Source organism: Streptomyces sp. S.PNR 29 (assembly GCF_030386795.1).
Lineage (GTDB): Bacteria > Actinomycetota > Actinomycetes > Streptomycetales > Streptomycetaceae > Streptomyces.
Genome location: NZ_JANUQM010000001.1, coordinates 788,908 through 802,137, shown reverse-complemented (window position 1 = coordinate 802,137; position 13,230 = coordinate 788,908). Strand labels below are relative to the sequence as shown.

Genomic DNA, 13,230 nt, shown 5'->3' with positions numbered 1-13,230 from the left:
GGTCAGTCGGCGTAGTCCTTGAGCTTCTCCGTGTCCAGTGTGATGTTCACGGGGGCGGGGAGCTCGACGGTGGCCCCCCACGGGTAGCTGGGGGACTGCTGGTAGCGGCCGTCCTTCGGCTCGCTGAAGACCGTGAGGGTGTGGTTGTCGCGGTCGATGAGGAGGTAGACGGGGATGTCGGCTTCGCCGTAGCCGATGGGCTTGTCGATGCGGTCGCGTTGGTTGGTGTCGCGGTCGTGGGAGGTGATCTCTACGGCCATGAGGGCTCCGTCGGTCTCGGACCATTCGCCGTCTTCCACGAAGTGGTCGACCGGCGCCAGGAAGCCGTCCGTGCGGGCGCGGCCCTTGCGGTAGGCCTCAGCCTTGACGCCCCGCTCGGGTGCGAGGTCAAGGTCGGGGCGCTGCTGCATGCACTGGCGCAACAGCCACATGAAGATCGACGTGTGCTTCCCGTCCGGCAACGCCTTGACCTCTACTTTTCCGTTGATGTACTCCAGCCGCACGGTCTCGGGGGCGGCAGCGGCAAGCTCCTCGAACTCGTCGACATCGAGCGGTCCGTGCCGGACGCACAGCCGCCCGCCCAGGAACTCCAGCCTGTTGCGGATCTCCCTCGGAGCCCTGCGGACGAGTTCCTCGAAGTCCTCGACAGACATCTGCGGGTGTTCAGCGGTGTCAGGGGTCATGGTGTCGCCTCCTCCCTTCCATCGTGCCCCGTGCTGGTGGCGTCGGACCGTAGGAGCCGTCATACGGATGCCTTCTCTCGTCGTTGCTGGGACATCGCCGCGCGGATCTCTGCCGCGCGGGCGTGGACCTTCGGGGCGGACAGGGGCGCACTGGGGCGGGCGGGGGCGCGTTCGCCCCGGCATGCGCTGCATCGGCCACCCGGCAGGGCCTCCGGGCGCCCCGGAGCACCGCAGTTCGCGCACTCCAGGACCCGCAGCGGAGGACGCGGGGCGGGTGGGGGTGGGAGTTTGCTGGTCAGACGGTTGCGGACCAGCGCGGCCGGGTGGTGGACGGGCGTCGGCAGACCGGCGGTGAGGGCGCGCAGTACGTCCTCGTCCGAAGCCCCCCGCGCGAACCACTCCGCCACCAGCGGGGCCAGCGTCGCGCAGTCGGCCTGGGAGAGCGACAGGACGGGCGCCGTGCGGCCGAGGGCGGCGAGGAGGATGTGGGCACGGGAGCGGGTGGGGCGGGACCGCTCCGGCGGCGGTTCCTGCCGCTCCGGCACGTCGCCGCGCGTGAAAGCCGCCCACCAGTCATCGTCCCGTGCGGTACGGGAGAACCACGATCGGGTGATCCAGCGGGAGCTGCCGTCGGCCGCCGTCACGCACTCCCGGCCCCGGCGCAGATGGCCGGCTGCCTGGAGGCGGTTGAGAGCCGTGCCGAGGGCGCATTGTCCGTACGGAAGCTGTTTGGCCAGCGTCTTCACGGAGATGTCGGCGCCGTCGGGGAGCCGGTCGACGTAGGCGGCGATGGCGGCTTCGCGGGGTGGGAGGTGCGCAAAGTCGTGGTTGGTGCGGGGGAGTTGGTCTGGGGCGGAGCGCTTGCCGTAACCGGGGTTGGCCATCGGGTGCGCGGGCAGCGCGGGCGCACTAAAGTTGGCGGCAGCCATGGGATCGGGTCCTTCGATCTCGTTGGTTAAGCCCCCGCAGGTGTTGCAGCACCTGGCGGGGGCTGTTGCTTTATGCCCGCACGTTAGAGGTTCGTCACTGTCCGTGGCAAGCCGAACGCGTCAAGTCAACTCGCCGGGTGGGAGGGTGGGTTGAGGTCCTCCACCCGTTCCTTGAAAAGAGCGCTCGGAGCTCGGTTCCCGAAGCTCAGGCGGTCCCGTCCTTGAGGTTCGCAACGAAAGCCGACCAGGCGGCGGCCCGGAACACGAGCTTCGGACCGTGGGGGGTCTTGGAGTCGCGGACGGGGACGACGGTGGGGAATGCCTGGGTGACTTCCAGGCAGTTGTCGCCGGTGCCTCCGCTGTAGCTGGACTTGTACCAGTTGGCTGTGCTCAGGTCGTACTCAGGCATGTTCCTCATGGTCGTAATCCTGCGCCATCGCTTCGAGGAGGGCCAGAGACTTCTCCGGCGCGAGTGCCGAAGCCGTGAGGAGCTCGAAGTAGAGCCGGTAACGCGTGACGGTGGCGGGGTCGTCTTCCAGCCGTCCGGTGTCGACTCCTTCGAGATAGACCAGCGGAGGGGCGTCGTCGAAGTCCATCAGCCTGACGCAACCCTGCATCCCCGGGTGGGCTCCTGCAGCGAACGGCAGAACCTGGACGATGACACGGTTCTGGCGGATCAGGCCGATGAGGTGGCGTAGAGCCTCCGCCATCACCTCTGGCCCGCCTGTCACGCGGCGCAGTGCGGCCTCGTCAATCACCGTCCACAACAGGGGCTTTGTTGGGTCGGAGAGGATCCGCGCTCGCTCCATCCGGCCTGTCACCAGTTCCTCGATGGCCTTGTCTGCCGCTGTGGGCTGGTAAGCGCGGCTCACCGCTCGGGCGTAGGCGGGCGTCTGGAGCAATTCAGGGATCAGCATCGACGCGTACTCCCTGATCGCCGTTGCCTGCGTCTCCGCCTCCGCAGCTTCAGCAAAGTGCTCGCGGTACTTCGACTTCGCTGCCGCCCCGCAGTTCCGCTGGAAGAAGTCACCCGTCCCCAACTCCGCATCCAGCATCCGGGCGTACTCCGGCAGCATCCGTCGCGTCCCGTTCTCCAGCTGCCCGATGAACGAGCCGCTGACGAACAACCGCTGTCCCAGTTCCTCCTGGCTGAGGCCCGCTTTCTCGCGGGCGTGGCGGAGTTCGGCGCCCAGGAGGGCGCGGGGGGAGGACGACGGGTCCAGGTCCTTCGATCCAGGCATGGCAGGCAACTCCCTGTTGAACAGAAGAGGTTGTTGGGGCGCCCTGTATGGCCAGGTTAGACGGGTTCCGGACACGCTGTGTGGTGAATCATCAACTCAGCGTGGAGGTAGAGGAACGTGCGGTCCACCGAAGAAGTCGTGCAGACGCTGCGGGACGCCCTCGTCGGCGTAGGCGTCGTCCTGCCGTCCCTGTGCGTCGACCCCGTGACCGGCGCCGGTGACGAACCCTTCGCCCTGGTCGAGCTGGGGCGCTGCAATGTGCGGACGGCCGAGCGGCTGGCGTCGGTGCTGCGGGGGGAGAGGCCGGCCGTGGGGACGCATGTCGTGGACGTACGGGACGGGCGGATCGGGGAGGTCATGGGCCACGTCGGAGGGAAGGTGCAGCTGCGGCCCGTCAGCGGGGGACGGGAGTGGGACTGTCCGCCGGAGTCGGTGGGGGACGTGCCACCGGAGGCGTTGCTGCGGGCGCGGGTCAGGCGGGCCAACCGGGAGGGGCGACTGCCCTGTTAGGGCATCGGCTCCACATCCACCCGCACCGGCGTCCCCCACACCCGCAGCACCTCGTAGTCGGTGAACTCGTGCACGAGCCGGTACGCCATCGCGGGCCGGGGTCCTCGGAGTTGTGCCGCGATGTACAGCTCGGCCTCCCGCCGGTCCCGGCGGGGTGTGCCGCACAGCTGCCACGCCTGGCCGTTCCACAGCTCCGGCAGCCAGCGCTGCTGGGGCTGGGGGCGGTCGCCGCGTATGCCGTACCGGGACTGGACCGGTTCGGTGGGCCGGGTGTGCGGGGCGGGTCCGTTGAACTCGGCGCGACGGGCGGCCCTGCGCCGGGTCTCGCACAGCAGGCACAGGTCGGGGGCGCTCTCGTCGACCGGCCCGGTGGGGTGCTCGGCGCAGCGCGTGCTGGGCGGGGCGCTGCTGACGCTCTCCTCCAGCAGGTCGAGGGCCCGCCGCAGGTCCGCCTTGACCTCGTGCAGCCTGGCATCGGGCGTGTCGGTGGTCAGGGCCTCGCCGTGCTCACCGAGGAGGCGCAGGGCGCGGCCCAGAGCGGTCAGCTGGGCGTGGTTCATGGAAGTCAGAATCGCATACGGGACTGACAACGCCCCTTACGCAGGGACGGCCAGGCGGTCCAGGAGGTCGTACTGATCCCGGGTCAGGCGCAGGTCGGCCGCCGCCACGTTCTCCTCCAGGTGGGCGATGCTCGCCGTGCCGGGGATGGGCAGGACGACCGGGGAGCGGGCGAGGAGCCAGGCGAGGGCGACCTGCGTCGGGGTGGCGCCGAGTTCGGTGGCCACGGCCGTGATCGCGGGCTGCGTGTCCGCGGCGTCCGGGGCGAGGGGGCGCCAGGGCAGGAAGGCGATGCCGGCGGCCTCGCAGGCCTTCAGGACGGCCTCGTGTTCGCGGTCGAGGACGTTGTACCGGTTCTGCACGCTCGCGATGTCGACGACGGCCCGCGCCGCGTCCAGTTCGGTGACGGTGACCTCGGACAGGCCGATGTGCCTGATCTTGCCTTCGTCGCGCAGGTCGCGGAGGGCGCCGAGTTGGTCGGGGAGCGGGACGCCCGGGTCGAGGCGGTGGAGCTGGAGGAGTTCGATGCGGTCGAGGCGGAGGCGTCGAAGGGCCTCGTCGACCTGCGCGCGGAGATCGGCCGGCTCGCCCGCGTGCCGCCAGCCCTCGCCGGAGGTCGTGTGGCGGATGCCGACCTTGGTGGCGATCACCAGCCCTTCCGGGTACGGGTGCAGGGCCTCGGCCAGGAGGTCCTCGTTCGCTCCCCAGCCGTACATGTGTGCCGTGTCGATCAGCGTGACGCCCAGCTCGACGGCGTGCCGGGCCACCACGAGACCGGCGGCGCGGCCCTCCGCGGTCCCGGGCAGCAGACGCATCGCCCCGAAACCAAGTCGCCGTACTTCCAGGTCGCCGCCGATGCGGAACGTAGTCGGTGCCGTCATGTGGCCACGTTAACAGGGGAGTTGGAGTCGCAGCCGTCAGCTCTGCACCGCTCCGAGCGCCGCCCGGAGGTGGCCGTCCGCCTTGGACAGGAGTCCCGTCGCCGTGGGGCCGTCCACATCGGCCAGCAGGATGAGGATCGCCGTCTTCACTTCGCCGCCCGCCTCGGCCAGGGCGCGTTCGATCTCCTCGTCGCCCGCTCCCGTGGCGAGGGCGACGATGCGGTGGGAGCGGGCGCGCAGCTTCTCGTTCGAGGCGCGTACGTCGACCATCAGGTTCCCGTACGTCTTGCCCAGGCGGATCATCGTGATCGTCGAGAGCATGTTGAGGACCAGCTTCTGTGCCGTGCCGGCCTTCAGGCGGGTGGAGCCGGTGAGCAGTTCGGGGCCGACGACGATCTCGATGCCGTGGTCGGCGGCCGCCGCGAGGTCGCTGTCCGGGTTGCAGGACAGGCCGACCGTCAGGGCACCCTTCTCCCGCGCGTACTCGACCGCGCCGACCGCGTACGGGGTGCGCCCGGAGGCGGAGATGCCGACGACCGTGTCGTCCGTCGTCAGGCGGAGCGCGTCGAGGTCCGCCCGCGCCAGGTCCTTCGAGTCCTCCGCGCCCTCGACGGAGGTGACCATGGCGTCCGGGCCGCCCGCGATGAGGCCGACGACCTGGGAGGGGTCCGTGTTGAAGGTGGGCGGGCACTCCGAGGCGTCCAGCACGCCGAGCCGGCCCGCCGTGCCCGCGCCCGCGTACACCAGCCGGCCACCGCGTGCCATGCGCGCCGCCACGGCGTCGATCGCGGCGGCGATCTCCGGCAGCCGCCGCCCGACCGCCGCGGGCACGGTGGCGTCCTCGGTGTTCATCAGCCGCGCGATCTCGAGGGTGGGGAGGCGGTCGATCTCGGCGAGCTCGGGGCGGAAGGCCTCGGTGGTCAGGTTCTCCAACTCGGCTCTGAGATCGCGGGGGTTGGATGTGGAGGTCATGGCGGGTGGCTCTCTTGAGGTGATCTTCCGAGTGCGGTGGTACGGCTACCTGCGGTGCCGGTGCGCCAGCGCCTCGTACGACGCCGACAGCGCCGGCGCGGCCGTCTCGTACGTCCGCTGCGCCACCCCCACGAACAGGCAGTCCACGACCAGCAGCTGGCTGGTGCGGGACGACATCGCCGCCGGGCGCAGCTCGCTCTCCCGGGCGGTGGAGGTGGTGAGGACGTGGTCGGCGTACTGGGTGACGGCGCTGTCGGGCCGTCCGGTGATCGCGACGGTGGTCGCGCCGTGCTCGAAGGCGACGCGCAGCGGCTCGATGACATCGCCGGTGGAACCCGAATGGGTGATCGCGATGGCGACGTCGCCGGCGCGCAGTTGCACGGCGTTCGTCACGGCGAGGTGCGGATCGCTGTGTGCGTGGGCTATGCGCCCTATGCGCAGCAGTTTCTGGGTGAGGTCCTGGGCGACCAGCCCGGACGCGCCGACGCCGTAGACGTCGATGCGGCGGGCGGCGGCGGCCGCGGTGACGGCCGCGCCGAGCTGGACGGTGTCGAGGCCGGCGGCGGTGTCGGCGAGGGTCTGCTGCTCGTCGTGGGCGAGTTTCGTCACGACGTCCGCGATCGGGTCGTCGACCGCGATGTCCGTCGTGAGGGCCGGGGCCCGGCCGGACTGCTGCTGGGCGGCGAGGCCGGCGAGGGCCAGGCGCAGGTCGCGGTAGCCCGGATAGCCGAGCAGGCGGGCGGTGCGTACGACGGTGGCCTCGCTGGTGCCGGTGAGCTCGGCGAGGCCGGTGACCGTGAGGGCCGCGCAGCCGGCCGGGTCGTTCGCGACGGCCTCGGCGACCCGCTGCATGGACCGGGTCATCGACGGGGCGAGCGTGCGCACCTTGGCCGCCAGAGCGGCGGGCGCGGGGAGCGAGCCCCTCGCTGCGAAAGTTTCCTTCAGGCGCTGGGTCACAGATGAAAGATATTTTCGACTCTGCGTTGTGGTCAAGAGTGCGCACAATGGGTGCATGGACCCCATCAGCCCCCTGGAGCAGGCCCTGCACGCGGCCCGCGCCCTGGTACTCGCCGACCTGGTCGCCGGCCAGGTCGCCGAGGCCGACGTCGTGTCCCTGGTCGAGGAGTCCGTCACTCAGCGGCGATGGTGGGTCGAGCAGTGGCCGGAGGGCGCGCAGTACGTGGCCGGGCTGGTCGCCCAGGACGTGCAGGACGCCCTGCTGGAGCGCAAGGGCCGCTGGCCCCTGTGCCCGGTGTGCGGCTCCGGCGACCCGCACGCGCTGGACGTCGAGCCGGAACTCGGGCCCGACCCGCACTGGGTGTGCGGCAAGGCGGGCGTGAAGGTCGCCGCGGTGGGGTCGCTGGGGGAGGCGACCGGCGGCATGGCCTCGTCGTGACGGTGTACATCGACCCGCCGACCTGGCCGGGCCACGGACGTATGTGGTCGCACCTGGTCAGCGACGCCTCGTTCGACGAACTGCACGCCTTCGCCGAGGAACTGGGCATCCCCCGCCGCGCCTTCGAACGCGACCACTACGACATCCCCGCCCACCGGTACGCGGACGTGGTGCGGGCCGGGGCGGTGGAGGTCAGCAGCCGCGAGGTGGTGCGGCTGCTGCACAGCTCCGGTCTGCGGCGGCCGAAGGGGCGGATTCAGCCGCGCAGTTCGTAGCCGAGCTGTTCCTCGTCCTCCGTGGCCGGCCTGAAGCCCGCGCGCGTGAGCACACGCTGGGACGGAGTGTTGTCCCGGTCGGTGGTGGCCCACACCGTCCGTACGTCGTCCCGGGCCAGCGCCCACGCCGACAGCGCGCGCAGCGCTTCCGTGGCGTAGCCGTTGCCGCGGGCGCCCTCGGCGAGGTCGTAGCCGACCTCCACCCGGCCGTCCTCGTCCGGGGGGCCGTGGAAGCCCATGCCGCCGACCGCGCGGTCGTCCTCCCGCCGGACGAGGACGAACACGCCCCACTCCGGCCGGTGCACTCCGGACTCATAGGCCTTGACCACCATCCCGGCGGCCTCCCGCGTCCCCTCGAACGGCCCGCCCTCGACCCACGAGAACCCGCCGTCACCGCCCGCGCTCAGATCGGCCGCGGCCGCCGGGGTGATCCCCTCCAGGGTGAGCCGTTCGGCGGGCACGACGAGATTGTTCGACCAGCGCCACTCGGTGACCGGGGCACGGCCGGGCAGCTCGCCACGGCCCGTGGCCCACAGCAGGGTGCGCCAGTGATCGGGGCCGGGCTGGACGTGCGGGAAGATCCGGGTGAGCACGTACGCACACAGCTCGGCGGGCGGCTCGTACGTGATGCCGAGCCCCTCGGCGATGTCGTGCGTGTGCAGCAGCACCTCGGCGACCCCCATCGCGGCGAATCCCACACGGTTCGCACTGCGGAAGGGGTACGGGTGGAAGGCGCGGACCTCGCGGGGGGTGGTGCGGACGGCGGCGGTGAGGAGGGCGCCGGTCGTCTCGATCACGTGGAGGACACCGTCGTTGTCGGTGCCGTCCTCCACCACGAGCTCGAAGGGAACGTAGGAATCGGTCGGACGTCCGGTGAGCTGTCCGGCGTACGCGAGCAGACACTCGGCCATGTGCTGCGCCGTCGAGCGGCAGCTCCAGTCCAGGTTCTTGGCGTTCACCCTTTCCCAGTCCTGGTCCGTCACGGTCCGCAGCGCTGCTGTGGCGCTTGCTACGGCTTGCTGTACGTGGTCCCCGCCCTTGTCTGCCATGGGGGCAGGCTATGAGGCCCAACTGCTCGGGGCTACCGTATTTTTGAGCGGCTCAGAGTGGGTCGGGGGCGAACCAGTCCTCGATTTCGTGGCGCATGCCGAGTTCGGTGGCTTTCAGGGCCACTTCGCGGAGGGTTCTGGCGGTCGACAGGGCTACTACGGCAAGGGTCACCAGGGAGAGCGGGGGATCATCGGGGTCTGCGGGGACAGAGAGGGTCGGGGTGGTGAGGGCCTGGAGCAGGTCCTTCTCCAACTGGCGTTCTCTGAGCCAGGCCTCGGACGGGGGAACGAGGTCGTAGCCGAGGTCGGCGAGGGATGGGGCGGCCTGGTCGCCCACCGCTTGGACGGTGTCGGGGGAGACAGGGCCGAAGGCGACGGGGTCGTGAACGTCTGCGTAGCCGACATGTGAGGCCGCCTCGGCTGTGACGGAGCACCTGAAGCCCCACGAGGAGAACACGGAGATGGCCTCGGGCAGGGAGAAGCCCGCCTTCCTCGCGCTGTCGGCCACCCGGCTCAGCTCCAGCGGACGGTTCCGGTCCAGCCTGATACCGAGGTCGATGAGATCGAGCTCCGCGGAAGAAGGCAGCTGATCTGCGCCGTCGGGGACCGGCGCCACCGCGTAACCGAGTTCGCGCAGCCGTGCCGCCACCGCACGGACGGGTCTGTGCAGGTGCTGGGCGACGGCTGCCATGTAGAAGAGCGATACCTCCTGGTCGGCCCACGGGGCCTGTCCCTTGTACAGGAGAAGCGACCGGTCGTCCTCCCTCAGGTCGGGTCTGGCCGAGGCGTCGGCGGGCAGGAGGAAGCCGAGTCCGGACAGGAATTCGGTGACATCGCGCACGGTCGTGTCCGTCTCGAACACCACTGACGTCAGCTGGGCGTGGGAGATGTGGGGAGCCGCTTCCGGGGACGGTGGTTCGGCGTGCGACGACCAGAGGAGCCCGATGATGCGCCGTTCCTCATCGGTCCATCGGCCCCGGGCCGGGTAGTCCGCCGGCACGGTGAAGCCCAGTTCTCGCAGGCGCTCCGCGGCCTCGCGGGTGGAGCAGGAGCGCCAGGCCGCGCTGACGCACACCTGGACCGCGGAGAGGGTGGAGCCGGGAACCAGCCAGCCCGACGAGTCACCTGCCCGCCGCAGCAGCGGAAGGTCGTCCCAGTCGGCGTCGGCGCAGCCGGACAGAGGCTCGACCCGGTACCCCAGAGCGGTCATCCGCTCGGCGACCTCGGTGGGCGCGTGCTTCGACCACAGGCTCAGCTCGAAGACGTCGGCCGCACTGAGCGGCTCGGAGGGTTCCCGCCAGTGAAAGAGCGCGCCGAGCACCTTCACGGGGTGCTGCCTCGGGCCGTCCTGCTGCTGCCAATCGAGGTACGCCCTGTCCCAGGGCGGAAGGCGCCGGTGGAGTTCCCTGGACAGCAGCAACAGATCCGACGGTCGTGCGCACACCTCATCCGACGGGTCGGTCCCCGGAAGCGACACCGGGCCGCCGGCTCCCGCGCGGTACAGCGCGCGCAGACGCCAACGCAGCACCAAAGACGGCATGGTGCGGAAGAACTGGGCGACGTACGGCTGGTGACCCTCCGGGTAGGCGCCTGTCACCAGCGGAAGGAGGCCGATATCGGGGAGGAAGTAACCGACCGCGCCGAAGGGTACCGAGACATCCCCGAGCCGCCACTCCAGATCGGCACACTGCGCATGCTCCGCCACAGCGTCGCCGTACCGCAGCGCGGACCTGCTGGCTTGCGTCAGCCAGCCGACCGTGGGAAGGGGAAGCCCCGGACGCGTCAGACTCGGCAAGGCGGCCGTCACCACCGCGCTCAGATGGTCGGTGTCGTAGGAGCGCACCGTCTTCCGGTCCACCGTCAGAACCGGCGCGTGCTCACCGTGCAGGTTCACGATCATGCCGTAGGGACACCGGACCGTTCTGCCGAAGACGAAGCGCTCGGGCTCTGTCAACAGACCGTCCGCCAGGATGATGCCCTCGTGGTCGATCCACCACAGGTCGGGAGAGCCTGACACCAGGCAGACCGGACTCCTCCCCCGCCGGCGCGACTCGTGCTTCGAGAACTCGATCTCAAGTGCCGCCCGGGACAGCTCCCCAGGCACCCATGTGTGCTCCCGTGACCCGTGCACGACCGACGTCCGGTACGGCGCGACCCACAGCAACCGGCGCAGAGCGTCCAGACAGGAGACCCGCTTCCCCTGCCGCGACAACAGCAACCGGACCGACGTCCCCGGCTCGATGCCCTCCCCCAGATCCTCCACCCGGAACAGATTCCCCGGCCCCGCGATCGTCACCTGCAACAACCGCCCCGGCCGGCCGTCCCGCCCCATCCGGCAGGTCCGGACGACGATCTCGTCGGCGAGCATGAAGTAGCTCAGCACGCCGATGCCGAACCGCGAGTTGGGGTGGAGCCGGAGCCTGGGCTCCGGGAGCTCGCTCCAGGCGACCTGTTCCTCGATGTACTCGGGCAGGTCGACGAAGCGCGTCCCGCCCTGGGAGAAGACGCTGCCGAGCTCGGTGATGCCCATGCCGATGCCGTTGTCGCGGCACTCCAGGTAGGGGCGTCCGTCGGAGCCGACGCCCTGCACGAACTCGATCCGCCCCTCCCAGGGGGCCGTCGGGCGATGGGTGCGCTGGAGGTACTGCGTGCGGCAGTCCCGGTAGCGAAGGGCGTCCAGGGCGTTCTGGTACAGCTCGCGGACGGCGAGCTCGCGGTCGCCGTAGAGCTGTTCGCCCATGAGGAGTTCCTGGACGCGGTCCTCGGCCAGCTGGAAGCGGATGCCGTCGGAGAGCTGGTCGGGGGTGTTGCCGTCGAGGCGTACCCGGCTGCCGTCGGCATAGGGAGGCAGGGCACGAAGCGGAGCCAGGGCAGGGTTGTCGCCGCGGTTGATCTCGCGGAGCAGGGCGTCCACGCGGGTGGCGTGCTCCCGCAGGGCGATCTGCACGGCCGGGTGGGTGCACACGGCGTTCAGGGAGCGGCCCACGCCCGAGCTGTGCCAGTCGGAGCGGCGGACGGTGACCATGAGGGCGTCGAGGTCGACGCTGTCGTAGATCCCGATGTGCTCCACGACGATCTCGGGCAGGTCGACGGGGTCCACGGCCATCGCGTACGCCGCCTTGAGCAGGGCCGAGACCAGGGGCGTGCGCACCTCGTGCTCGTCGCCCGTGCTGGCGGCGATGACGTCGTGGTCCTCGTGGTGCGTGCCGACGCCCGGCCGGGGCCCGGGGTGCGCGGCTCGCCGTACCGAGAAGGGGGCCGTGCGATGCTCCTTCAGCAGCCGCATCAGCCGGTCCGCGGAGAGTGCGTCGGCCACCCACGGCGGCTGCTCGGGGGCGCTCGCCACCTCGCCGAGAAGTGACTTGAGGGACTCCGCCGCGTACAGCTCCGGCTGCTGGATCAGCCAGCGGTGGAACAGCCACCACCGGATCCGTTCCACGGAACCGGTCGCTCCGCTCGCGTGGTCCAGGGTGAGCAGCCGGCGCTTCAGGCGGGGGAAACCCTGGGTGAACTTGCGGAAGCGGTTGTGGTCGGGGCCTGGGGCGCAGACGTCGCTGCCGAGGATGCCGACGCGCTGCGCGGCCTCCTGGGCCCAGAAGGTCTGCTCCACCAGAGGCAGCAGGACGGCCAGCGCGGCCTCGGTCGGCGACAGGGACACACCGTCCGCCAGTCGGCGGGTGAGGAAGCCCAGTCTGACGTGCGTGCGCTGGGCCAGCTCCGCGTCGTGCCAGGGGTCGCCGTGCAGGGCGCGCGCCGCGCCCTCGTACGCCGTGGCCAGCCGGGCCGCCAGGGCCGTGCAGGTCTCCTGGAGCAGCCGGTGCGCGGTGCCGTCGGGGGTGAGCTGCCAGATCGGGTGCCGTTCGACGGCACGGATCCACGGGTGCGCCCCGGTGTGCCGGTCGGGGCCGGGCAGCAGCGGGAAGTCCTCGCCGCCGGGGGTGGCTTCGGTGGCCGTGACGACGGTGACGCGCTGCGGTGGGCGGTTCTTGCCGTAGGCGTGGTGCAGTTCCTCGACGCGCAGCTGGACCCGCCGTGCGAACTCGTGCAGACGCAGGGCGTGGGGGTCGGCCGCGATCGTGTCCGCGAGGGCCCGGGAGAAGAGGCTGAACGACTCTCCCGGCTGCGTGCCGGGGTCGAAGCCCGGCCGTACGGTCTCCTTCTCGCCGACGAACAGCGCCAGTTGGGGTGCCGCGCAGGCGTGGACGTACGCCACCTTGCGCCGCAGCGCGTCGGCGACCTTGCGGCGGGGCCAGGGCTGCACGCCCGGCAGGGCCGCCATGCTGTCCCGGTCGACGCCCTCCCGGCAGGCGTCGACGAGGAAGACGACATGACCCGCGGGGGAGTCCTCCAGCTCCCGCTCCCAGCCGATCTCGATGCAGCTGTCGGCGAACACCCCGACATCGAAGGTGGCGTCCTCCGGGATCAGGTAGTCCTTGCCCTCGAAGTGCTGTCCGTGCCCGCTGAGCAGGATCAGCAGCGTGTCCCCCTGGCCGGCGTCGCGCAGGAAGCTCCGGATCCGTCCGTTGACCGTGTTCGGGGTGATGCCGCGCTTGCTCTCGACGATCTCCGCCGACTGGAACCCGCGGTCGGCCAGGACGTCACGGATCCGCTGGAGGTCGTCGCGGACGAACGGCAGGTCCTGGATGCGCGGGTCGTCGTACTCGCTCGCGCCGATGAGCAGGGCCTTGTGCCGGGGCGTACGCGGCGCCGCGCTTCCGCTCATGCCGTCCCCGCCC

13 protein-coding genes are annotated in these 13,230 nt (G+C 70.9%); 3 read left to right on the top strand and 10 right to left on the bottom strand.

The window, feature by feature from the left end; genetic code table 11:
* Positions 1–2 precede the first annotated feature (2 nt).
* The 4 genes from NW895_RS03900 to NW895_RS03885 all read right to left on the bottom strand — a co-directional run bounded on the left by NW895_RS03900 (position 3) and on the right by NW895_RS03885 (position 2,853).
* The gene (locus tag NW895_RS03900; protein WP_289933692.1) at positions 3–683 is read right to left on the bottom strand and encodes a Uma2 family endonuclease; all 681 of its coding nucleotides are present in this window, start codon (positions 681–683) and stop codon (positions 3–5) included.
* Positions 684–742: 59 nt separating this feature from the next.
* On the bottom strand, positions 743–1,567 hold the full coding sequence (locus tag NW895_RS03895) for a hypothetical protein (protein WP_289933953.1): 825 nt from the start codon (positions 1,565–1,567) through the stop codon (positions 743–745).
* A 250-nt stretch (positions 1,568–1,817) separates the two neighbouring features.
* Complete coding sequence (locus tag NW895_RS03890) at positions 1,818–2,030, bottom strand: DUF397 domain-containing protein (protein ID WP_289933690.1); 213 nt, start codon at positions 2,028–2,030, stop codon at positions 1,818–1,820.
* Positions 2,014–2,853 (bottom strand): helix-turn-helix transcriptional regulator, encoded by an 840-nt coding sequence (locus NW895_RS03885; RefSeq protein ID WP_289933688.1) that lies wholly within the window; start codon positions 2,851–2,853, stop codon positions 2,014–2,016. The genes NW895_RS03890 and NW895_RS03885 overlap by 17 nt, the downstream gene beginning before the upstream one ends.
* A gap of 117 nt (positions 2,854–2,970) precedes the next feature.
* Between NW895_RS03885 and NW895_RS03880 the strand changes: the two genes are divergently transcribed.
* A complete protein-coding gene (locus NW895_RS03880; RefSeq protein WP_289933687.1) occupies positions 2,971–3,363 on the top strand; it encodes a hypothetical protein in 393 nt (130 codons plus the stop codon).
* Here NW895_RS03880 and NW895_RS03875 read toward each other — a convergent pair.
* Genes NW895_RS03875 through NW895_RS03860 form a run of 4 tightly spaced genes read right to left on the bottom strand, consistent with a single transcriptional unit; the run spans position 3,360 to position 6,731 of the window.
* Entirely contained in the window at positions 3,360–3,923 is a 564-nt protein-coding gene (locus NW895_RS03875; RefSeq protein WP_289933686.1) for a hypothetical protein, read from the bottom strand. The genes NW895_RS03880 and NW895_RS03875 overlap by 4 nt on opposite strands.
* Positions 3,924–3,959: 36 nt before the next feature.
* Positions 3,960–4,802 (bottom strand): aldo/keto reductase, encoded by an 843-nt coding sequence (locus NW895_RS03870; RefSeq protein WP_289933685.1) that lies wholly within the window; start codon positions 4,800–4,802, stop codon positions 3,960–3,962.
* Positions 4,803–4,838: 36 nt separating this feature from the next.
* Entirely contained in the window at positions 4,839–5,774 is a 936-nt protein-coding gene (gene murQ / locus NW895_RS03865) for an N-acetylmuramic acid 6-phosphate etherase (protein WP_289933684.1), read from the bottom strand.
* 45 nt (positions 5,775–5,819) lie between these two features.
* On the bottom strand, positions 5,820–6,731 hold the full coding sequence (locus NW895_RS03860) for a MurR/RpiR family transcriptional regulator (protein ID WP_289933683.1): 912 nt from the start codon (positions 6,729–6,731) through the stop codon (positions 5,820–5,822).
* 55 nt (positions 6,732–6,786) lie between these two features.
* On the opposite strand from NW895_RS03860, the gene NW895_RS03855 reads away from it, so the two are divergent.
* Positions 6,787–7,170: a hypothetical protein gene (locus NW895_RS03855; RefSeq protein WP_289933682.1), complete on the top strand. Its 384-nt coding sequence runs from the start codon at positions 6,787–6,789 to the stop codon at positions 7,168–7,170.
* Positions 7,167–7,445 carry a DUF4031 domain-containing protein gene (locus tag NW895_RS03850; RefSeq protein ID WP_289933680.1) on the top strand — a complete coding sequence of 93 codons (279 nt, stop codon included), beginning with the start codon at positions 7,167–7,169 and terminating at the stop codon, positions 7,443–7,445. The genes NW895_RS03855 and NW895_RS03850 overlap by 4 nt, the downstream gene beginning before the upstream one ends.
* On the opposite strand, the gene NW895_RS03845 is transcribed toward NW895_RS03850, so the two are convergent.
* Both NW895_RS03845 and NW895_RS03840 read right to left on the bottom strand, forming a co-directional pair.
* Positions 7,427–8,494: a GNAT family N-acetyltransferase gene (locus tag NW895_RS03845; RefSeq protein WP_289933678.1), complete on the bottom strand. Its 1,068-nt coding sequence runs from the start codon at positions 8,492–8,494 to the stop codon at positions 7,427–7,429. The genes NW895_RS03850 and NW895_RS03845 overlap by 19 nt on opposite strands.
* Before the next feature lie 52 nt (positions 8,495–8,546).
* Positions 8,547–13,217, bottom strand: a complete 4,671-nt coding sequence (locus tag NW895_RS03840) for a caspase family protein (RefSeq protein WP_289933677.1) — start codon at positions 13,215–13,217, stop codon at positions 8,547–8,549.
* Positions 13,218–13,230: the final 13 nt, after the last annotated feature.